Below are 21,543 nucleotides of genomic sequence, written 5' to 3'. Positions count from 1 at the left end.
TCTCTCTCACTCCACAAACATCTCACAAAAGCCAGTCTGTTTCATTTCCTTTGCTCCTTGATTCCAATAAACTCAGATAATTATCATTTAAAGCGGTGAATTATTATGAGTGAAAACACGTCTATGAGGCCTTGGTTAATTTTTGGTGCCGGTAAAGGTATCGGACGCCATCTGGTTAATATCGCACTGGAACAAAATCGTCCTGTTACTGCACTGATCCGTAATGAAGAGCAGGCAGCAATACTGAGCTCAATAGGCGTAAACGTAATACAGGGTGATGCTTGTGACAGCAGAAGCATAGAAAAAGTGATTGAGTATGCCGGAGAAAACCCGATTGTTTTTTCAACTATTGGGGGCGGTAATTCAGACCACCTTGGTAATATGGCCATTATAGATGCACTGGAAAAGGCTCAGATCTCACGAATGCTTTTGGTTACATCCATCGGATGTGGAGATAGCTGGCATACTTTATCACCACGAGCCAAATCATTATTCGGCCAGTCTGCCCGGCTTAAATCGCTGGCTGAAAGCTATCTGCAAACCAGTAGATTAGATTTCACTATTATTCGTCCGGGAGGATTAACTGATCAGGCTGGCACAGGTCATTGTCAGCGTTATCAGGGAGAAGTTCACGGTATGGTAAGCCGCAAAGATGTCGCTCAGCAATTAAATCAAATGTCTGAGGATAAAGGGACTTACTCTCAGATTTATGCTCTGGTTGACCCTGAATTAAAGCCTAACTGGAACTGATAAAGTAACCACGCCTGATGGCGTGGTTAACATAATACCTTATTTTACTCCGCCATCCATTGCTTTGAGCTTTTTAGATAATTCACGGCGTTCCTTAGATAGCTCAGCATTTTTGATGATATATTCATCAACCCGCTCTTCATAGTCACTACGCATATGGGCAATTATTCCCTGAATATCTTCAACTGACATTCCCGGTTTAATGTAATCACTGAGATTATCCAGCAATAATACACGTTTTTGGTTGTCACGGACCTTTTTCTCGTTGTCTACAATCTCACGCTGTAATTTATTTTTTCTACGGAAGATACGTACAAACTCTAAGACATTATGGAATGTTGGTTTATTCGCGTTGTCCATTTTTCACACCTTTACTTAATCAGAATGATAATTTTTTATGCTGATTACACAATACAATTTCAGGCAATATATAAACAAGCTAGTTTCGATGATATTTAAATATTTTTTTAATTTATTTCACTAGCTTTAACCAACGATACATTCCTTGTGCTTGCGGTGATGTCAGCTTATACCCCATTTTTTCATAAAATTCTGGTTTATCGGCAATCAAGGAAACATAAGAACCCGGCAAAGCCTGAATTTCCAGCCAGACATCAATCCGATTCATTACTGTCTTCCCTAACCCTTTGCTCTGATAGTCAGGGTCAATCATGATATCTACTATTTCAAAGAAGCAGGCTCCATCGCCAATAACTCTTCCCATACCGATCAATTTCCCTTCATCACGTAAACAAATAGAAAACAATGAATTGGGTAATCCTTTTTCGGCTGCTTCAATGGATTTAGCCGATAACCCTGCCCGTTCACGCAGCATGATATATTCCTGCGCTGTTGGAAGTACTTCGGTAACTTCTATCATTACTTTCATTCTCCATATTATTCGAGTATTCAGATTGTTTCAGATATGGTTTACCATATCGTCCAACCAATAGACAACAGATGCAGAATTGCCTTGAGTAACGATAAAACCCCCACTTTCTACTTCCACGATTATGAAACCTTTGGCATACATCCTGCCTTAGATCGTCCTGCACAGTTTGCAGGCGTTCGGACTGATAGTGATTTTAATATTATTGAAGAACCTCTAGTGGTGTACTGCGCTCCGGCTGATGATTATCTGCCTGAGCCTGAAGCTGTCATGATCACAGGAATTACTCCCCAGCTGGCTCTGAAAAAAGGTGTGAATGAGGCAGAGTTTACACGCCTGATCCATACTGAATTCAGCAAACCCAATACCTGTATCCTCGGATATAACAATATCCGTTTTGATGATGAAGTCAGCCGCAATATTTTTTATCGCAATTTTTATGATCCCTATGCCTACAGCTGGCAAAAAGGTAATTCTCGCTGGGATCTGCTCGATGTATTGCGTGCCTGCTATGCCCTGCGTCCGGAAGGTATTATCTGGCCGGAAAATGATGACGGATTACCCAGTTTTAAGCTGGAACAACTGACAAAAGCAAATGGAATAGAGCATACTCATGCGCACGATGCCATGTCAGACGTTTACGCGACTATTGCTATGGCAAAACTGGTTAAAACGGCTCAGCCTAAATTATTTGATTATTTTTTCCAGTTAAGAAATAAGCAGAAAGTCAGCAATCAGATTGATATTCCACAAATGAAGCCTCTGGTGCATGTATCAGGCATGTTCGGATCTTTACGCAGTAATATTAGCCTGATAGCACCTTTAGCATGGCACCCAACAAACCGAAATGCCATTATCATGTGCGATTTAGCTGGGGACATTACGCCTTTGCTGGAACTGGATGCTAATGAATTACGTGATCGCCTGTATACCCGCCGGGATAAATTGCAGCCAGATCAGTCTCCTGTTCCCATAAAACTAGTGCACATCAATAAATGTCCGATCATTGCACCTGAAAATACTCTGCGGCCACAGGATGCGGAGCGAGTTGGTCTGGATCGTAATCAATGCGCACAAAACCTGACTATCTTACGTAACAACCCACAAATCCGTGAAAAAATAGTCGAATTGTTTTCCCAACCAGAAGAATTTCCTGAATCCGATAATGTTGATGCCAAACTATATAGTGGCTTCTTCAGCGATGCCGATAAAACCGCGATGGAAATTATTCGTGAAACCACACCGCAAAATCTGCCTGCGCTGGATTTAACATTTCAGGACTCTCGTATTAAAGACCTCCTGTTCCGTTATCGTGCCAGAAATTATCCGGCAACATTGGATTATGGTGAACAGCAGCGTTGGTTACAGCATCGCCGGGAAATATTCACTCAGGAAAATATCACTCAATATTTTGCAACTATTGAGCGACTCTTTATTGAACATCAATCTGATGAAGAAAAGTGCCGTCAGTTAAAAGCATTAATAGACTATGCAGTTCAACTGGCTGAGTAAATTTAAATCAGTACAGAAAAAGACAAGATTTTGTCTTTTTCTGTCTTTATCCGCCCATTATCCATTATTCTGACCATGTTGGTGAACAGAACATTTATCAGGGCATTGCACTCCCTGCTCTTTTTCCCAATTTTTTAATTTAGATGTTTTACCAATACCCGGGTTCAAACTGTTAGTAGGATCATTCATTTGATAAAACTGTTTAAGCTGAGGTTTAGCCTTATACAAATGACCAACATTATGCTCAGCAGGATATTCCGCTCCTCTCTGATTTAATATTTCCAGCATTTTCTCTTTCAGCGCCTTAATATCCTTGCCTTTTTTAACAATATAATCCTGATGAAATACATGGCACATAAAGTGCCCATAATACAAACGATGAACCAGTGCCTCATTAATTTCTGGTGGCAGATGCTCAAACCACTCCTGATCATTACGCCGTAGAGCAATATCTAACGCCAGAATATCCTCCACTTCGTCACTGTGGACTGCCTGATATCGGATTGCTGCTCCTGCTGCCGCAAAGCGATGTAAAAACGCTTTAGCTCCTTCTTCCGGCGTACAAGAAAAATAATCTCCGTCAGCCTGTTTGAAATAATTTTCCAGCCATTCACTGGCTTCTTTTATTCCATCACCAGACATTTTAAGCATCAAGTGATGTTCAAAACGGTCACGATAAGTTTTAAGTCGTGTTGGTAAATGTGAAGGAAGTAAACCACTTAACCATTGCATTACGCGATCTATTAAATTGGGAGGCAGAAAAGGAATTTTTCCGAATATGGCACCCAGTCGTCCCTTTATACTGAAAAACATCGGCATTTTATCTGTACCGAGTTTATCAATCATAACAAAAGTATCTTTGCCATAAATTTCAGCAATATCAAAAATATCCCGATGCATGTACTCACCAGCAACCGGCAAGTGTTTAAAATTCGATAAAATATGTCTACGTAATTCGGTCAAAACTTCTGGCTGATTAGTGCCAATATAGAATACCTGATTAAGAGCCTCTGCCGGAAAGGTATCTAGTCGTACGGCAAAAACAACGAGTTTCCCGGCACACCCGGAAGTCTCAAATAATCTGCGTTCATCAGCATTAAAGCGCGATGGGGTATCCGCCTCAATATCACGAACGCGGTGAGCATATTCATGATCAGAAGCTGCTCTGCCATTTTGTTGAATATCTTCCGTACGGTAGCGCCGTTCTTCCAGACAGGCCAGAATATCTTCTGGTGAGTCACCCAGAGCTATGCCTAAGTGATTAACAAGTTCAGCTTCGCCTTTCTCATTCACTCGCCCATATAAAGCCATTTCTGTATAAGCAGGGCCACGCTGCACCAGAGAGCCGCCAGAATTATTACAAATTCCTCCTATAACCGATGCGCCAATGCAGGAGGAACCAATGACTGAATGCGGTTCACGTGCCAGAGGTTTTAGCACTTTTTCTAAATGCCATAATGTACTGCCCGGAAAAGCAACGACCTGATTAGCAGATTCCAGAAACTGTATCTTATCCATTCTCAGTGTGCTGATAATGATAATATCGCGATCATAATCATCACCATTGGGGGTAGAACCTTCGGTTAACCCTGTATTCGCTGCCTGCATTAAAATAATTTTGTCTGCATCTACACATGCCTTGAAAACTTTCCATTGCTCCAGTAATGAGCCGGGTGAGACAACAGCAAGAGCACTTCCCTGCCCAGAGCGGAAGCCTGTGCGATAACGCTCTGTTTTCTGTGGTTCGGTGAGAATATGAGCACTACCCACAATGTGGGTGAGAGTTGCTATGAGTTGCTGATTTTGTGGGGTATTAGCATCATTCATAATAGTTTTCTTACCTTATACAGAGCCAGATGGATATATTGGTGACGAAATTAGCAAAGGATGAAGCTCAATCTATTATTGTGACTTTTTAATTTATTATCCATAAAAAAACAGCACCCATCAGGTGCTGTTTCGGAAGAGTTATATAGCAGCGTCTCTTATGCAGATTCACTGAATTGTGGCATAGGTTGACGGAAACTACGGGTCAGGAAGAACATATAAAGCAGACCGACCCCACCCCAAATCAAACCCAACTCCATAGAGCTGGCTTCCAGATTCGTCCACAGTACACCCACTGTTCCTGCGCCAAACAACGGCAGTAACAGGAAATTGATAGTATCTTTCAACGTCGTGTTACGGCGTTCACGAACATAGAATTGAGCAATTACCGACAAATTCACGAAAGTAAATGCAACCAATGCCCCGAAATTGATCAGCGCTGTTGCCGTGACTAAGTCTAAAAATCCGCTTGATAGTGCAACAATTCCGACCAGAATAACGTTGATTGATGGTGTGCGCCATTTTGGATGGACATAAGCAAAAACTTTCTCTGGCAGTACGCCATCACGTCCCATCACATAGAGCAATCGAGCCACACCTGCATGCGCAGCCATACCGGAAGCCATTACCGTGACGCAGGAGAAGACCAGAATAATAGCCTGGAAGAACGCTCCAGCGACAAACAGCATAATTTCTGGCTGAGATTCATCCGGGTTTTGAAACCGGGATACATCAGGGAAATAGAGCTGTAGGAAATAAGATACCGCAATAAAGATAACACCACCGATTAATGCAGTAAGGAAAATCGCTTTGGGGATCACCTTGCCCGCATTAGGCGTTTCTTCAGACAAAGACGTAATGCCATCAAAACCAAGAAATGAGAAGCAGAGTATCGTTGCCCCTGTAATCATTGGAATTAATTGTGCTTCTTCTGATGTAAATGGTCGGGCACTCCATAGTGTGCCAGCACCTTCACCGTTATGTATGCCGTGCATTAATAAACCGACGAACACCACCATAACAGCAATCTGTACCACAACAATAAGACCGTTAAGATTGGCAACAACATTAATGCCACTCAGATTGAAAACAGTCATTAACACCGCCAGACCCACTACGAAGACCCACGGATCAATGCCGGGGAAAATAGCCTGAAGGTAAATTTTTGCCAGCAGGATGTTGATCATCGGCATAAGCAGATAATCCAACAAAGATGACCAACCTACCATAAACCCAAGATGGGGATTCATTGATTTTTGTACGTAAGTGTAGGCAGAACCTGCTGACGGGAATCTTTTTACCAGTTTCCCATAGCTCAAAGCTGTAAATAAAATAGCAATCAACGCAATAGCATAAGATGTTGCAACATGCCCATCCGTCAATTTGGAAACAATACCGAAGGTGTCAAAAATAGTCATCGGCTGCATATATGCAAGGCCCATCATGACTACCTGAAATAAGGTCAGTGTTCTTCTCAGCTGAACACGATTGCTGGCACTTGCCTGAACAGTACCGAGAGTAGCAGTAGGATTATGCGACATGAGCGAAACCTCCCATAACTTCGATCTGGGCATTACTACAACTACTTAATCGATAGTTACTGGGTAGACTTCGCATCTGTCTATAAACAGAAAAGAAAGAAAAGGTGGGGGATAACGAATTAACTGAGGACCATGCCCCATAGTCATCGTTGCAGCAGCTAGCGCCGATTGGCACAAGTGCAAAAGCGAATAATTGCTCCATAATTGCGTTCCTCAGTACAGCAGCCTTTTTAATAGTCGCTGCTTATGGTCAGTATCGATCCGGAAAATATCCGGCCTCTCGGTGTTGTAAAAAATAACTCAATGCAAAAAAAATAACTGATGCATAATTACACATCAGTTATTTTTAGTGGGCGGCATTTTGCACTTCAAGTCCAGAAATAGCAAGACCCATCACACTAAAAATTCATTATTTTTTACAATACTAAAGAGCCTACATAAACTACTTCTTACCGAAAGAATTCATGAAGGTAATGCTAGCCTATCCACTGATAGAGATTTGATAAACTTGTAGCATAAAAGTAAATTATTGGCTATTTAATTATGAATGGTATGAAATGAAAAATCTGCTCTTAATCATAATTCTGATAAAGAGCAGATTTAATATTGCTTTAAGCGTTAATTATAATGACTTTAATTAATAACAAATTAAATGTTAATTAGAAGTCATAATTAATGCCGACTTGGTAACGGCGGCCATCAAGGGTTGCACCGTGTACTTTATCAGTCACTTGTTTATCAAATACGTTGTAAACGCCACCTAATACACGTACGTTCTTCATGATGCTATAAGTCACACCCATATCAACAAAGGCATAAGAAGGTGTACCATTTCGCATTGAGGCACGAGCCAGATAATTCTTCGTTTTTCCACGGAAGTTGAAACGTGTCCATGTTTCCATTTCTGGTAATGTCTGCCAGCTTAAGGTTGCATTAGCCATATGCGTAGGTATCTTGTTCAGTGGCTGACCTTTAAAATCCCCAGTCTTCTGCTTAGAGTGAGAATAGGTGTAGTTTGCTGCCAATGATAAATTCTCTACGATATCCCAGTTCAGAGTGGTTTCTATACCACGAATGTTGGCTTTATCGACGTTTATGTTCTGGCTGACAAAATCATAGTCCTTACCAATTGAGTTGCATGCGGCTTCATTGTTACAAAGACGGAACTCTGTGATTTTATCTTTGAAGTCTGTATTAAAGACTGTAACGCCGATATTGAGGCCATCTTGGTTATTCCAGATAACACCAATTTCTTCATTAATGCTTTTCTCTGGCTTCAGAGATGGATTACTTTCAATCACTCCTCTCGAATAACCACCACCTGTTCCGTGCAGCCAATTAGGTGCAACCTGACGTAATTCAGGTGAACGATAGCCGGTTGTGACACCACCTTTAATGGTCCATTGTTCATCAGCATGCCAGACGCCGTACAAACGAGGAGTGACATGAGCACCAAAAAGCTGATCTTTATCCAGACGCGCTCCGGCTGTCAGGGAGAAATCGTTGGTGATTTGCCATTCATCCTCAGCAAATAATGCCCAGCTCCAGCGGGTGATATTATCTATCCCTTTTGCAGTCATCGTATCATTTTCACGATCGTGCAGGTTTTCGTAACGATATTGCCCACCGACACTTAATGTATTATCACCTAAATTAAATGTAGTCTGATTGCTAAACATTGTATCCGCGAATTTCATCATACGTTCAGGGTTTTTCGACTCATCCCGCTGAATATAAGATGTCATTGTACCAAAGTCATAAACACCATTATGTGTTATCGAATAATTATTGCGTTTATAACGGCTGATATCATCTTCACAACCCTTTTTTCTACAAGTACGAGTCTTACCAATCGTCGAATCACGGTCCTGTTCATAACGACCGGCTTCAAACTCAAAGCTATTTTGTTCATCAGGTGTTAAAGACAAGGCTACCGAGCCATTACGCATCTCTTGCTTTTTATAACCGCTGATAAACTTATCTTCATTACGATGAGAGAATAAACCCGTCGCCTTTACTCCCAGCAGACCATCAATCAATGGCCCTGCTACATACGCACTGGTTTGATAGCTATTACCTGATTTTTTGCGCTCAGTCAGAGTGGTATCTGCACGTAAGCTACCGTTCCATTCTTTATGCACTTTACGGGTAATGATATTGATAACACCACCCATGGCATCAGAACCATAAAGGGAAGACATTGGCCCACGGACAACTTCAACACGCTCAATGGATGCTAATGGTGGCAACCAGCCCTGCTCAATACCAGCACCATCACTGTTTGGCCGAGTACGGCGGGTGTCAACACGCTTACCATCCACCAGAATCATAGTATATTTTGATGACATACCACGAATGCTGATATCACTGCCACTTCCACCACCAGTAACCATAACTCCTGGCACATCTTTCAGTGCATCCGTTACATCGCGGTAAGCTTTGGTTTCCAATTGTTCACGGCTGACCACTGAAATAGAGGCTGGCGCATCTTCAATTTTTTGTTGGAAGCCTGAAGCAGTAGTAACAATAATTTTATCTTCGCCATTATTCGCTGCATTAGCAGCTAAAACAGCACTAGATGAAATCGCAGCAATAATACCTAAGACGACTTTTTTCTTTGCAAAAACGACCATTCCCGATTCTCCAAAAGGTAGAATAGAACAATTTAATTAATCTGGATAATCGACATAAACTCAAAGTGCAGGGATAAGCACTCTTATCCCCACCAGTGTTATTTTTATTTACTCTACAGTTTTAATAAAACAGTTTATGCTTTTTATTATGTTAGCTGGCCAAATCCGTTACAAGACCATCAATTAATACTTGAGGCACTCCCTGAGAACAATGCTCTATCCGCCCTTTGACACCATATACCTGAGCCAGACTATCAGGAGTAATGACCTGTTCTGGTAAACCCTCAGAAATTAATTCACCCTTTTTTAACATTAATATATGGTCACCATGACGCAGCGCAATATTAATATCGTGTACAACAACCACGGTAATAATATTCCGGCGACGTGTTTCACGTGCGACCAAATCCATAACGTGATACTGGTAATTTAAATCCAGCGCACTTAATGGTTCATCTAATAATAATAATGTCGGCTTTCTGATTAATGATTGTGCCAAACCGACCAATTGTTTTTGTCCACCTGATAATTGATCTAAATAGCTTAAAGCTAAATGTTCAATACCAAGCTGACGTAACAGCGCCATAACTTCCTGTTCGCATTGGTCACCACTTGTCCCACCTGATGCGCGCTGGGCAACAATAACAGATTCCAGTACATGTAGATGGACACCCGCAGGCAACGACTGAGGCAAATAAACGACATTCTGCGCACGTTGGGCAAAATTCATCTGCATTAAATCCTGCCCGTCCAGCAACAAAGCACCATTAGCCTTATTTAAACCAGCCAGTGAACGCAGTAATGTTGACTTTCCGCTACCATTCGGCCCGAGTAATACGGTGATTTTACCCCGAGGCAATGGGTTAGCATCCAGATTTTCAATAACTGGATGTTTTGGATAACCAGCCGTAAACCGGCTTATTTTTAACCCTTGGCTCATACACTTCCCCTATGGCGTAAAACGATGCTCAGGAAGAAAGGCACACCCACCAAAGATGTCACAATGCCCACAGGTATGATGACCCCGGGGATTAAATTCTTGGATGCAATCGATGCCATCGATAATACCAGTGCACCAATTAATGCACTTGCAGGTAAATAAAAACGGTGATCTTCACCAAACATCAATCTGGCAATATGAGGAGCAATCAGACCAATAAAAGCAATCGGCCCGACAAATGCCACCGCTAGCGCAGTCAATATACTGATACGTAACAGCGTTCCCAGACGAAGACGACGGATATTGATACCAAAGCTGGTCGCCCTATCTTCACCTAAACGTAATGCAGTCAGTTTCCAGGAGTTCATCATAGAAACAGGCATAAGGGTCAAGAGCACCAGCAACATAACACCCAGTTTTAACCACGTTGCTTTTGAAAGGCTGCCCATTGTCCAGAAAACCAGCCCCTGTAACGTATCTTCCGTTGCAATAAACTGCATCATGGAAACCAGCGCATTGAAGGTAAAGACCATAGCAATACCAAAGAGCACCACGCCAGATGTTGCAACTTTTGTCCAGCGCGTAATGCCATCAAGCATCAAAGCAGCTAACAAGGCAAAAATAAAAGCATTTGCAGAAATAAGCCACTGATCAGGTATGCCCGGAATACCAATACCCAGTACGATTGCCAGTGCCGCACCAAAAGAGGCGGCATTGGAAACACCCAGAGTGAACGGGCTGGCCAGCGGGTTATTCAAAATAGTTTGCATTTCTGCACCCGCCAGGCCCAATGATAAACCAACCACTACCGCCATCAAGGCATAAGGTAATCGGATATCCCAGACAATTACCCGGGTTCCTGCATCCACACTCTCCGGTGAAACCAGAGTCTGCCAGAGAGCTGATAAAGATAACCCTGATGGCCCCATTGTAAAATCTAATACTAAAGAGACGCCGATAACCAAAATTAGCAACAACATCCATGCAATACGTCGATGCAGGATATGACGATAGTGTGCTTTGATATCACACTCGTTCTGTTGTTTCATCATTGGCATAGGCTCGGTAGTGACACTCATTTCTATTACCTGTTACTGCTTATTTTTCACTGACCCAATATGTACCTGCTGGTTCTACTGCCAGGAACTTAGTGTGAAGGTCTTTTAATGTCTGCTGTGGGTCTAAATCTGCAAATTGTTCAGGATAAAACCACTTAGCAAAAACTTGTGTCACTACAACGTTATAAGGTGAATTGTAGTAATGGTGCCAGATAGCATGAGTACGGCCTTCTTTCACCGCAGTCAGAGTATTGATACCTCTGCGCTCTGTCATCGCTTTCAAACCAGCGAGGGCAGTTTCTGGGGAAGTCTGAGCACCCATCTGGATACCTTCACCTTTCTCACCGGGATCCTGAGCACCGCTGGCAATATAGATATAAGGATCAGCCGTAATCACTTTTTCCAGATTCATAGTACCCAATGGTACTGGCAGAACCTCTTTAGCAATGTTTTTACCGCCTGCAAGGTCAATGAAATTACCCATGTTGCCATTGCCCGCAGTACCACAACAGTCTTCGATAGAGCCTGCTCTCAGTTCAATAAAGACTGACGGTTTCTGCTCTGCCGGAATACGGCTGGTAATATCAGTGACCAGTTTCTGATTCTTTTCATAAAAATCAGCATAAGCATTTGCCTGCTCCTCACGGTGCAGTACTTTACCCAGCATGCGAATGCTCGGCAGAGTGTTTTTCAGTGGGTCATTACGGAAATCGACAAAAACAACAGGAACGCCTGCTTTTTCTAATTGTTTAACCAGTTCGCTGTGTTTGCCCGGGCCATGACCGGATAAACCAAAAATAGCCACATCGGGATTAAGGGTCAGTACTTTTTCAGAACTGACAGTATCAGCAGTGGTGTTGCCTATCAGGGGAATGTTGTCAATTTCAGGGAATTTTGCTTTATAGATAGAGTAGGTTTGTGGATCAAGCTTGCGGAAATCACCCTGCCAGCCAACAATACGCGCCAGAGGTTTATCTCCTTCTAACACTGCGACTGAATGGAATAAACGGCCTTCACCCAATAGGATACGGTTCACCTTTGCAGGCACTTCTACAGTACGCCCAGCAACATCAGTGACTGTTTCGGCCCATGCAAAACTGGTCATCATCGCAGAGCTTGCCAATAGGCTGATACTCGCGCCTTTCACGACTGTCTGAAATCCAAACTTCACTTTAGTTAGCCTCTTCAAGCAATAATTTTGCTGTTAACAATAAAGCAAATAAGAATACTTATCAATGCGATTGATTCGGTATATCCGAAATTTAATGACGATAATTTTGCTTTAAATACATGAAAAATAAAAACTGCCGATTCCATCACAGAACAGGCAGTTGTTTGCAAAATAAAAATAATAATGTCTTAATTAATAAATATCATTTTATCAAATTATTATTAACATTTTATTCATGGTATGTATGCTTTATCGCCGGAAAGTCCATCTCATTGTATTTGACGAAACGTGTTTTATTTTTCAGTTTATAGCCAAACCAAATGAGCAAGAATAACGGAATACCAATATAAGTCGCCGTAACACCGTACCAGTCTATCGTATCCTGCAAAAATGCCTGATAGTTCTGGCCTAAGGTGATCAACAGACACAAAGCAAAGGCAAAAATCGGCCCGACAGGGAAAAAGCCGGAGACATAGGGCAGTTCGTTGATATTACGCCCCTGAGCGACATACCCTTTACGGAAACGATAATGGCTTATTGCAATACCAAGCCATGCAATAAATCCGGTCATGCCCGAGGTATTCAACAGCCACAGATACACTGTCTGGTTACCGAACATGGAGCTTAGAAAGCATAATCCTGCAACCACAGTTGTGGCATAAAGCGCATTACGAGGAACACCGCCTTTTGACAAATGCCCAAAAATTTTAGGTGCTTTACCTTCCCTTGCCAATGTAAATAACATGCGGGTAGAAGCATACATGCCTGAGTTTCCGGCAGAAAGCACTGCGGTTAAGATCACGGCGTTCATTACCGCTGCGGCTGACAACAGACCTGCGTTTTCAAAAACCAGCGTGAAAGGGCTGACACTGATGTCTTTGACGCCATTTCTTAACAAACTTGGGTCAGTATAAGGAATGATCAGGCTAATGATTAAAATGGCGAATACATAGAATAATAAGATACGCCAGAATACTTTACGCACAGCACGGGGAATGTTTTTGGCAGGATCTTTTGATTCTCCGGCGGTAATCCCAATCAGTTCAGTCCCCTGAAATGAGAAACCGACAATCATGGCAACCCCAATCATGGCCGCAAATCCACCAGCAAATGGTGCCTCACCTATAGTCCAGTTATGCCACCCTGCCCCTTCTGCACCTTTCATAATACCGACGATCATTAAAATACCGACGATAATGAAAACAATCACCGTAGAAACTTTAATCAAAGAGAACCAATATTCTGCCTCACCGAAGCTTTTTACTGAGATGAAATTCAGCAGGAAAATCAGGCTGAGGAACAAGGCACTCCATATCCACCCCGGCGCATCCGGAAACCAGTACCCCATAACCAACTGGGCAGCGACAAGGTCAACCGCGATCGTAACAGCCCAGTTATACCAGTAGTTCCAGCCCAATGCGAAACCGAAGCCTTCATCAACATACTTTGAGCCATAAGTGGAAAATGACCCTGAAACCGGCATGTAAGCAGCCAATTCCCCCAGACTGGTCATCAGGAAATAGACCATCAGGCCGATCAGCGCATATGAAAGCAGCGCTCCACCGGGGCCAGCCTGTGAAATTGTTGCTCCGGAAGCAACAAATAGCCCCGTACCAATTGAACCGCCAATGGCTATCATCGCCATATGTCGTGCTTTTAGCTCACGACGCAGATTTTTGGGCGCCTGCTCCTGTGACACGCTTTGTTCTTGAGACATTATATTCCTATATCATCGAGAATAATTTCTAATGCGGAATTGTAACAAATCCTCGTCCTCAGAATAGCGGCGATTGGCGGTTATAAGATACCTTCATGATCAGCCCTTAATTATAAGCTACACGATTATAGGTACATTAACTCTTTAATTTCATGGTATTGGCTCAGCATTACTGACAGTAGCTTAATAACTTTTGTAACGCATTGGATATATGTTTCTGTCGGTGATAAATAAGATAAAGCGTACGATAAAGATTCAGGCCCGGTATCACCAGTTCAACCAGTGTGCCGTTTTTCAGTTGTTCGCGGACAACCCGGCGTGACAGACAACTGATCCCCATACCATACTGAACTGCATGCTTAATTGCTTCCGAGTTCCCCAGCTCCATGGCTATATTGAATCTGGGCATTTGCGAAAAAAGTAACTGATCAAGCACTTCCCGTGTTCCTGAGCCTTTTTCCCTCAATATCCAGGGCGCTTTAATTAAATCTTCCAAAGCCAGATTGGAACGCACAAGCGGACTCTCTGGTGAGGAAAAAACAATCAGCTCATCTTTCATCCATGGCTGGGTAATTAAATCCGGGTTATGGCATAACCCTTCAATAAATGCCAAATCGACCCGGAATTCGGCAACCGATTTAATGACATCTTCAGTATTGCTGATATGTAATTCCAGCGGCGTATCTGGATACTTCTTACGATATTTCGCCAGCATTTCGGGCAACATATAATTACCAATCGTACTACTGGCTGCCAGTCTCAGTGCTCCCATTTCCAATTTAAAAAGCTGTTCCACCTCTCCAGTCTGCTCAAGCAGCGCCAGAGCTTTTGGGTAAAGCAAGCGACCATGTTCATTGGTAACCAGTCGTTTTCCAACCCTGTCAAAAAGCTGTACTCCCAATTGCCCTTCAAGATCTGTCAGTGAAGCACTCACCGCAGATTGTGATAAAGCTAATTGTTGAGAAGCCTGTGTCGTTGAACCACTTTTCAGAACTTCTGCAAAAATCTCCAGCTGTCTCAGAGTGATACGCATATGGCCTCGCGGGAAACATAAAAGTAAATTGAAATGATAAGATAACCTTGATTCTAGACACTATTACGCAACTTAACAAAAGTCATGCTCTATCTATCTTTTTTAATAATTAATCATATAAATATAATCAATTTTTACGATTAAACAATTTGCTATATGCTTATTCATAAAACATATAAGCGATATGAGCGACAATTATGTCTAAAAGTAAAACAGTGCCTGAAAATCAGCTTAATAAAACGGGTACTATTCATTGTCATCCCTTACTGAAACTCTTTCCCGGGCTGATCCTAACAGCAATACTGACCGCCGCCGCCACCTATTTGAGCCAGCTCCCTCTACTCATTAATATGGGACTCAGTGTCCTGACTATCGCGATTCTGATGGGAATTATTGTTGGAAATACGCTATATCCTTCATTAAAACCAATCTGTGGCAATGGAATTAATTTCACTAAACACTATCTGTTAAGAGCCGGTATCATTCTTTATGGTTTTCGACTGACATTCCAGCAGATAGCTGATATTGGTATAGCCGGCATATTGATTGATGTCATTATGCTTTCTTCCACTTTCTTTATAGCGTTATGGCTCGGACGTGTTTTTTTCAAAATAGATAGTCAGACAGTCATGCTAATCGGAGCGGGTAGCAGTATCTGTGGTGCTGCCGCAATCATGGCTACTGAGCCTGTCGTAAAAGCCTCTTCCGATAAAGTCGCTGTTGCCATTTCTACCGTTGTGATATTCGGCACCCTTGCCATCTTTATTTATCCCTGGTTTTATCAACTCAACATTTATTACCAATGGTTTCCTTTCTCTCAGGTAGAGTTTGGACTATTTTCTGGCTCAACTATTCATGAAGTTGCCCAAGTCGTTGCTGTTGGTCACACACAAGGAAATGCAGCCGAAGACACTGCTGTTATCAGCAAAATGATCCGTGTCATGATGCTCGCGCCCTTTTTATTACTACTTTCGGGTTATCTTAATCGGGTGAAATCTAAAAACTGTGTCAATGATCATGGAAAATCGCCAATTACCATCCCATGGTTTGCCATCTTTTTTATTGTCATGGCAGCTTTCAACTCTTTCCATTTATTACCGGAGCCCATTGTCAGCTCTATCATAGCTATTGATACTATTTTGCTGGCAATGGCTATGGCTGCTTTAGGGTTAACAACACATATCAGTGCTATTCGTCAGGCCGGAACCAAGCCTATTTTGTTAGCTTTCCTTCTGTTTATCTGGTTAATGGTTGGAGGATTGATCATCAACAAAGGCATTCATCATTTACTTAGCTGAAATTTTCACCTGAAAAAAACAATGTCATTTTTCAGCATATCACCCGACTAGTTGTATCCGCTTTACAGAATTTCATTAACAACAAGAACAATGCATAATTAATGAAACAGAACAGGAGAAAGATATGAAATTTGTTGGAGCCCATGTAAGCGCTGCGGGTGGTGTGGATCAGGCAGTAATTCGAGCCCATGAATTAAAAGCAACTGCTTTTGCCTTATTCACGAAAAATCAGCGTCAATGGAATGCCGCTCCTCTATCAACAGAAGTCATTGATAAGTTTAAGGCAGATTGTGAGCGTTACGGTTACGGTAAAGGTCAGATCCTTCCTCACGATAGTTACCTGATTAATCTGGGTCATCCGGAATCTGAAGGGCTGGAAAAATCCCGTGCTGCATTCCTTGATGAAATGCAGCGTTGTGAGCAGCTAGGTATTGATTTACTTAATTTCCATCCCGGCAGTCACCTGAAAAAAATTGATATCGATAAATGTCTGGCCCGTATCGCTGAATCTATCAATATTGTGCTAAACCAAACTCAGGGGGTCACGGCAGTGATTGAAAATACTGCCGGACAGGGAACTAATCTTGGCTTTAAATTTGAACATCTGGCAGCCATTATTGAGGGCGTTGAAGATAAAAGCCGGGTCGGTGTTTGTATCGATACCTGCCACGCTTTTGCTGCCGGTTATGACTTACGTACCGAGCAAAATTGCGATGCCACATTCAAAGCATTCGACGATATTGTCGGTTTCAAATACCTGCGAGCCATGCATCTCAATGATGCCAAAAGCGAGTTTTCCAGCCGTGTTGACCGACATCACAGCCTTGGTGAAGGTAACATAGGAAAGACCCCCTTCAGCTATATCATGAAAGATGATCGTTTCAATGGCATTCCTCTGATACTTGAAACGATCAATCCGGATATCTGGGAGCAGGAAATTGCGTGGCTAAAATCACAGCAAAGTTAATTATCTGACAGGTGTCAATTGGATCTTCGACATCATTGATGCCAGCTCAGTGCGGCTTCTGATCCCTACATCAGGCTGGCTAACCGTTAGAGCAGAAACTGCGGTTGCCAGGCGCAATGTATGTTCACTGGATTCACGCATCAGTAAACCATAAACCAGCCCACCAACCATAGAATCTCCGGCACCAACGGTACTGATGACGTCACAATAAGGTGGTTTTGCCAGCCATGCGCCGGAAGCATTCACCCATAATGCTCCTTGCTCACCCAGTGAAATAACGACATGAGCGATCCCTTTTTGGCGCAACTCATGAGCCGCGTCAATAATGCTATCTAAATCCGGTAATGATTTACCCGCCCAGATTTCTAATTCATAACGATTCGGTTTCACCAGCCATGGTGTTGCTTGGAGGCCAGCTGCAAATGCTTCACGGCTACTGTCAAAAATAATACAGGGACAGCATTGCTGTAACTGCTTCATCCAGTCAGTAAATGATTCAGGCGAAACTCCCTCAGGCAAGCTACCGCTAACCACAACCATATCAAACTGCCCCAGCCATGAGAGGGAATCAGTAATAAACTGCTCCCATTCTTTTTCTGTCACATGGAAACCTGAGAAATTAAAATCGGTCACATCACCATATTTTTCAGTCAGTTTCACATTGATACGTGTTCTGCCAGAAACTAAATGAAAACGGTTAATCATCTTGTTTTCATCGAAAAAATGCTGAAAACCGTCCTGATTTTCTTTTCCCAGAAAACCGCTGACGGTGACATCAATACCCAAATCACGTAGTACCTTCGCAACATTATTGCCTTTTCCGGCAGCATGTAACCCTGCGGTGCGTACACGATTAACGGTTCCTTTAACAATATCTGGACACAGGCCAACTAAATCATAAGCTGGATTTAAGGTTATTGTGGCAACTCGACGGCTCATCTTGCCCAGTATCTCCTGAATAAATAGTCATAAATCACATTAAAATTCCTCGACTATTTATAACATCAAAATTGAATCGTTTCAGTTAAATTTAATATCAGATTGGTCATTGTGTTATCTCAATCCAAAAGTAAAAATATCGGCAGCCGATAATTTTTTATCCGACGAAGAAAAAAGGAATAAATCAATGTCAGTGGTTGTTGGAGTTGGTGTCATTATCATTAATGATAAAGGTGAAATTTTGCTGGGAAAGCGGACAAGTAAACATGCCCCGTACTGGTCAATATTTGGCGGACATGTTGATCCCGGTGAAACATTTGAAGAATGTGCTATCCGTGAAATTCAGGAAGAAACTGGCTTAAAAATTCAAAACCCGCAGGTTTATGGGATCTGCAATAACATCCAAACCTACCGTGAAGAAGGAAAGCATACTATTTCTGTCTGCCTGATGGCCCACCATCCCGGCGGAGAACCGCGTCTAATGGAACCAGAAAAATGTAACCAATTTATCTGGTGCGATCCTAATGACCTTCCAGAGCCTCATTTTGAGGCCAGCCGTAGTGCAATTAAACTCTGGCAAGAGAAAAAGTTCTATTTGCCTGCCTGACATACAGGTACACTGCCAATATCGACAAAAGACAGTGTATCTGAAACCAAACAAAAGCCATTTGCATATCTCCTTGATTAATTGTTTACACATGTTCCTTATTAATGTATCGTCGCGCTAGTACAAAGGTAACACTTATTCATCAGGAGTCTATATGACCATTGAGGTAACGCAAAATTTTAAACGCCCCTCTATATTAGGCGGAGCAATGATCATTGCCGGTACTGCTGTCGGTGCTGGTATGTTTTCCATTCCCATCGTCACTTCTGGTGTATGGTTTACAGGATCAATAATTTTGCTGGTTTACACTTGGGTCTGTATCTATTTCTCAAGCCTGATGATCTTAGAAGCCAATATGAATTACCCCTGTGGCGCTAGCTTCCATACCATTACCAAAGATTTGCTGGGCAAAGGCTGGAATGTACTTACTGGGTTATCCATTACCTTTGTTTTATATATTCTGACTTATGCTTATATCTCAGCTGGCGGCTCAATTATTTTTCGTAATCTCAATAGCATTATTCCGCTGCCACAAGCCGGAACTGGCCTGATTTTTTCCTTTATTGTTGCCTTCATTGTCTGGTTATCAACCAAAGCTGTTGATCGTCTGAGCACGATTTTAATCGGTGGTATGGTCATCACATTTATCATGTCAGTGGGGGGAATGTTTACTGAAGTCAAACCCGCTATATTGTTTGATCAGACAAATACCGAAACCAGTTACCTGCCTTACGCTTTAATGGCATTGCCATATTTGCTGACTTCCTTTGGTTATCATGGCAACGTGCCGGGGTTAGTAAAATATTATAATAAGGATGTCAAAGCCATTACCCGCAGTATGCTTTATGGCTCTCTGATAGCACTGACCATCTACATTTTGTGGCAGTTTGCCATTCAGGGAAATATTCCCCGTGAAGCATTTAAACAGATCATTGCTGATGGTGGTAATGTCAGCGATTTACTGAACCAAATGGATAATGTGTCTGGTAATAAGACGATAAATCAATTGTTAAATGCCTTCTCATATATGGCATTATCCAGCTCATTTTTAGGTGTTTCGCTTGGCTTATTTGATTATCTGGCTGATTTTTTCGGATTTGATGATAGCCATACAGGGCGTTTAAAGACTGCTTTAATGACGTTTATCCCACCTACTGTTCTGGCATTACTTTTCCCGAATGGTTTCCTGTATGCAATCGGGTTTGCAGGACTTGCAGCCACTATCTGGGCAGTTATCGTGCCGGCACTGATGGCACGTGCCAGCAGGCTGCGCCATCCACAAGCCAGTTATCGTGCCCCCGGGGGCAATATCCTGATAGTTTTTATTATCCTGTTTGGTCTAATCAATGCAGTCGTACACATTCTATCTTTATTTGAGCTTTTACCTGCCTACCGCTGATTCTGACTAAATTCCCCTGCCCCGGTAAAAGTACCGGGGCATTCATTTCTTGCCTAATTTCATGACTGCGAGTAATTTTGTCGCCACTAAAATCCTTATTCCACTGTATTACAGAAGGTATCTATGGCTAAAGCCAATGAAATTAAACGCGGAACCGCAATCAATCACAACGGAAAACTACTATTAGTTAAAGACATTGATATTCAGTCACCCAGCGCACGCGGCGCTAGTACACTGTATAAAATGCGCTTTACCGATATTCGTACCGGTCAGAAAGTGGAAGAACGCTTCAAAGGTGATGATATTCTGGAAACGATTACACTAACTCGTCGTAGTGTCAGTTTTTCGTACATAGATGGTGATGAATATATCTTCATGGATAATGAAGATTTCACACCGTATCACTTTAAAAAAGAACAAATTGAAGAAGAATTGCTGTTTATCCCGGAAGAAGGTTTACCGGGAATGCAAGTGATGACAATGGAAGGTCAACTGTTGGCTCTGGAATTACCACAAACTGTTGATATGGTCATTGAAGAAACTGCTCCGGGAATTAAAGGCGCATCAGCAAGTGCCCGTACAAAACCAGCAAAAATGAGCACGGGGTTGTCGATTCAGGTTCCTGAATACCTGAGTTCCGGAGAAAAAATCCGCATTCATATTGCAGAACGTCGTTATATGGGACGTTGCGATTAGTTCAGTGTTTTTGGATATAAGTTGCTCCTTTCTGATAAAAGAGCAACTTATTATCTGTTTAAATTAAAAATAATCCACATTAATAATTGCCAAACGCTTTTTATTATCAGTCCATTTCACTTTAGTAACACCTATATTACCGGGAAGTATAATACTTCCGGGATTTTTTGCTTTGTAGACTGAAACAATCTGTTTTACCGTAATATTTTTACCCTTTCTATAGCAGGAGATATTGGCCTGAGCACTTGATACAACAACCTGACACCCTGGATCAACAATAGAGCCTGAAAAGTGTATTTTTCCACTTGTAGATTGTGCATATCCATAAGAAATCCATGAAAACAACAAAACGCTGATTAATAGTTTAAGATAATTTTGCATGGTGACCTCACTTCGTTTGTCCATTAACTAAAACTCAGTTACCTTTTATTCCTTCATCTCCATAATAAATATTTAATGTGAAAATAATACGACATCAATACCTTTTATTGATTTATATCAAAGGTGAATTTATAGCTAAAGAGAAAGATACTACTTTCATTAATTAATTTAAAACACTGTTATTA

Annotated in this window: 19 protein-coding genes; 7 read left to right on the top strand and 12 right to left on the bottom strand. The window is 42.0% G+C overall.

The window, feature by feature from the left end; genetic code table 11:
* Positions 1-123: 123 nt before the first annotated feature.
* A complete protein-coding gene (locus AACX38_RS10235) occupies positions 124-750 on the top strand; it encodes an NAD(P)-binding oxidoreductase (RefSeq protein ID WP_228864195.1) in 627 nt (208 codons plus the stop codon).
* Positions 751-789: 39 nt separating this feature from the next.
* On the opposite strand, the gene tmaR is transcribed toward AACX38_RS10235, so the two are convergent.
* On the bottom strand, positions 790-1,110 hold the full coding sequence (gene tmaR, locus AACX38_RS10230) for a PTS system regulator TmaR (RefSeq protein WP_012989266.1): 321 nt from the start codon (positions 1,108-1,110) through the stop codon (positions 790-792).
* Positions 1,111-1,222: 112 nt separating this feature from the next.
* Entirely contained in the window at positions 1,223-1,630 is a 408-nt protein-coding gene (locus tag AACX38_RS10225) for a GNAT family N-acetyltransferase (protein WP_228864180.1), read from the bottom strand.
* A gap of 93 nt (positions 1,631-1,723) precedes the next feature.
* On the opposite strand from AACX38_RS10225, the gene sbcB reads away from it, so the two are divergent.
* A complete protein-coding gene (gene sbcB, locus AACX38_RS10220) occupies positions 1,724-3,151 on the top strand; it encodes an exodeoxyribonuclease I (protein ID WP_228864179.1) in 1,428 nt (475 codons plus the stop codon).
* Between the two features lie 57 nt (positions 3,152-3,208).
* Here sbcB and dld read toward each other — a convergent pair whose 3' ends face one another.
* The 8 genes from dld to yieE all read right to left on the bottom strand — a co-directional run bounded on the left by dld (position 3,209) and on the right by yieE (position 15,071).
* Positions 3,209-4,978: a D-lactate dehydrogenase gene (gene dld / locus AACX38_RS10215; RefSeq protein ID WP_228864178.1), complete on the bottom strand. Its 1,770-nt coding sequence runs from the start codon at positions 4,976-4,978 to the stop codon at positions 3,209-3,211.
* Positions 4,979-5,136: 158 nt separating this feature from the next.
* Positions 5,137-6,519 carry an APC family permease gene (locus tag AACX38_RS10210; protein ID WP_099122980.1) on the bottom strand — a complete coding sequence of 461 codons (1,383 nt, stop codon included), beginning with the start codon at positions 6,517-6,519 and terminating at the stop codon, positions 5,137-5,139.
* Positions 6,520-7,178: 659 nt separating this feature from the next.
* Positions 7,179-9,152 (bottom strand): ligand-gated channel protein, encoded by a 1,974-nt coding sequence (locus AACX38_RS10200; RefSeq protein ID WP_228864177.1) that lies wholly within the window; start codon positions 9,150-9,152, stop codon positions 7,179-7,181.
* Positions 9,153-9,303: 151 nt separating this feature from the next.
* Complete coding sequence (locus AACX38_RS10195) at positions 9,304-10,092, bottom strand: ABC transporter ATP-binding protein (protein ID WP_099110972.1); 789 nt, start codon at positions 10,090-10,092, stop codon at positions 9,304-9,306.
* Positions 10,089-11,171, bottom strand: a complete 1,083-nt coding sequence (locus AACX38_RS10190; protein WP_099122976.1) for a FecCD family ABC transporter permease — start codon at positions 11,169-11,171, stop codon at positions 10,089-10,091. Before AACX38_RS10190 ends, AACX38_RS10195 begins: the two co-directional genes overlap by 4 nt.
* A gap of 19 nt (positions 11,172-11,190) precedes the next feature.
* Positions 11,191-12,321, bottom strand: a complete 1,131-nt coding sequence (locus AACX38_RS10185) for an ABC transporter substrate-binding protein (protein WP_339385671.1) — start codon at positions 12,319-12,321, stop codon at positions 11,191-11,193.
* Between the two features lie 229 nt (positions 12,322-12,550).
* Positions 12,551-14,038 carry an amino acid permease gene (locus tag AACX38_RS10180; RefSeq protein WP_228864176.1) on the bottom strand — a complete coding sequence of 496 codons (1,488 nt, stop codon included), beginning with the start codon at positions 14,036-14,038 and terminating at the stop codon, positions 12,551-12,553.
* 169 nt (positions 14,039-14,207) lie between these two features.
* Positions 14,208-15,071: a DNA-binding transcriptional regulator YeiE gene (gene yieE, locus AACX38_RS10175; protein WP_228864175.1), complete on the bottom strand. Its 864-nt coding sequence runs from the start codon at positions 15,069-15,071 to the stop codon at positions 14,208-14,210.
* A gap of 197 nt (positions 15,072-15,268) precedes the next feature.
* On the opposite strand from yieE, the gene AACX38_RS10170 reads away from it, so the two are divergent.
* Both AACX38_RS10170 and nfo read left to right on the top strand, forming a co-directional pair.
* Entirely contained in the window at positions 15,269-16,369 is a 1,101-nt protein-coding gene (locus tag AACX38_RS10170) for a YeiH family protein (RefSeq protein ID WP_228864174.1), read from the top strand.
* A 124-nt stretch (positions 16,370-16,493) separates the two neighbouring features.
* A complete protein-coding gene (nfo, locus tag AACX38_RS10165) occupies positions 16,494-17,336 on the top strand; it encodes a deoxyribonuclease IV (protein ID WP_228864173.1) in 843 nt (280 codons plus the stop codon).
* Here nfo and fruK read toward each other — a convergent pair whose 3' ends face one another.
* Positions 17,337-18,275 (bottom strand): 1-phosphofructokinase, encoded by a 939-nt coding sequence (gene fruK, locus AACX38_RS10160; RefSeq protein WP_099122970.1) that lies wholly within the window; start codon positions 18,273-18,275, stop codon positions 17,337-17,339.
* Between the two features lie 187 nt (positions 18,276-18,462).
* On the opposite strand from fruK, the gene AACX38_RS10155 reads away from it, so the two are divergent.
* The 3 genes from AACX38_RS10155 (at position 18,463) to yeiP (ending at position 20,977) form a co-directional block, all read left to right on the top strand.
* Positions 18,463-18,882 carry a nucleotide triphosphate diphosphatase NUDT15 gene (locus AACX38_RS10155; protein ID WP_228864172.1) on the top strand — a complete coding sequence of 140 codons (420 nt, stop codon included), beginning with the start codon at positions 18,463-18,465 and terminating at the stop codon, positions 18,880-18,882.
* 154 nt (positions 18,883-19,036) lie between these two features.
* Positions 19,037-20,281, top strand: coding sequence for a tryptophan permease (mtr, locus tag AACX38_RS10150; protein ID WP_228864171.1), 1,245 nt, complete (start codon positions 19,037-19,039; stop codon positions 20,279-20,281).
* Between the two features lie 123 nt (positions 20,282-20,404).
* Entirely contained in the window at positions 20,405-20,977 is a 573-nt protein-coding gene (yeiP, locus tag AACX38_RS10145; protein WP_099122967.1) for an elongation factor P-like protein YeiP, read from the top strand.
* A 63-nt stretch (positions 20,978-21,040) separates the two neighbouring features.
* On the opposite strand, the gene AACX38_RS10140 is transcribed toward yeiP, so the two are convergent.
* Complete coding sequence (locus tag AACX38_RS10140; protein ID WP_099110995.1) at positions 21,041-21,358, bottom strand: type 1 fimbrial protein; 318 nt, start codon at positions 21,356-21,358, stop codon at positions 21,041-21,043.
* Positions 21,359-21,543 lie beyond the last annotated feature (185 nt).

This window comes from Xenorhabdus sp. PB30.3 (assembly GCF_963895965.1).
GTDB lineage: Bacteria > Pseudomonadota > Gammaproteobacteria > Enterobacterales > Enterobacteriaceae > Xenorhabdus > Xenorhabdus stockiae.
Note: the sequence above shows the minus strand (reverse complement) of the source record. Positions and strands in the feature narration are given on the sequence as shown.

Coding starts and splice junctions, on each gene's coding strand:
- AACX38_RS10235 (WP_228864195.1), top strand. CDS start 124: ATGAGGCCTTGGTTAATTTTTGGTGCCGGTAAAGGTATCGGACGCCAT.
- tmaR (WP_012989266.1), bottom strand. CDS start 1,110: ATGGACAACGCGAATAAACCAACATTCCATAATGTCTTAGAGTTTGTA.
- AACX38_RS10225 (WP_228864180.1), bottom strand. CDS start 1,630: ATGATAGAAGTTACCGAAGTACTTCCAACAGCGCAGGAATATATCATG.
- dld (WP_228864178.1), bottom strand. CDS start 4,978: ATGAATGATGCTAATACCCCACAAAATCAGCAACTCATAGCAACTCTC.
- AACX38_RS10210 (WP_099122980.1), bottom strand. CDS start 6,519: ATGTCGCATAATCCTACTGCTACTCTCGGTACTGTTCAGGCAAGTGCC.
- AACX38_RS10200 (WP_228864177.1), bottom strand. CDS start 9,152: ATGGTCGTTTTTGCAAAGAAAAAAGTCGTCTTAGGTATTATTGCTGCG.
- AACX38_RS10195 (WP_099110972.1), bottom strand. CDS start 10,092: ATGAGCCAAGGGTTAAAAATAAGCCGGTTTACGGCTGGTTATCCAAAA.
- AACX38_RS10190 (WP_099122976.1), bottom strand. CDS start 11,171: ATGAGTGTCACTACCGAGCCTATGCCAATGATGAAACAACAGAACGAG.
- AACX38_RS10180 (WP_228864176.1), bottom strand. CDS start 14,038: ATGTCTCAAGAACAAAGCGTGTCACAGGAGCAGGCGCCCAAAAATCTG.
- yieE (WP_228864175.1), bottom strand. CDS start 15,071: ATGCGTATCACTCTGAGACAGCTGGAGATTTTTGCAGAAGTTCTGAAA.
- AACX38_RS10170 (WP_228864174.1), top strand. CDS start 15,269: ATGTCTAAAAGTAAAACAGTGCCTGAAAATCAGCTTAATAAAACGGGT.
- nfo (WP_228864173.1), top strand. CDS start 16,494: ATGAAATTTGTTGGAGCCCATGTAAGCGCTGCGGGTGGTGTGGATCAG.
- fruK (WP_099122970.1), bottom strand. CDS start 18,275: ATGAGCCGTCGAGTTGCCACAATAACCTTAAATCCAGCTTATGATTTA.
- AACX38_RS10155 (WP_228864172.1), top strand. CDS start 18,463: ATGTCAGTGGTTGTTGGAGTTGGTGTCATTATCATTAATGATAAAGGT.
- mtr (WP_228864171.1), top strand. CDS start 19,037: ATGACCATTGAGGTAACGCAAAATTTTAAACGCCCCTCTATATTAGGC.
- yeiP (WP_099122967.1), top strand. CDS start 20,405: ATGGCTAAAGCCAATGAAATTAAACGCGGAACCGCAATCAATCACAAC.
- AACX38_RS10140 (WP_099110995.1), bottom strand. CDS start 21,358: ATGCAAAATTATCTTAAACTATTAATCAGCGTTTTGTTGTTTTCATGG.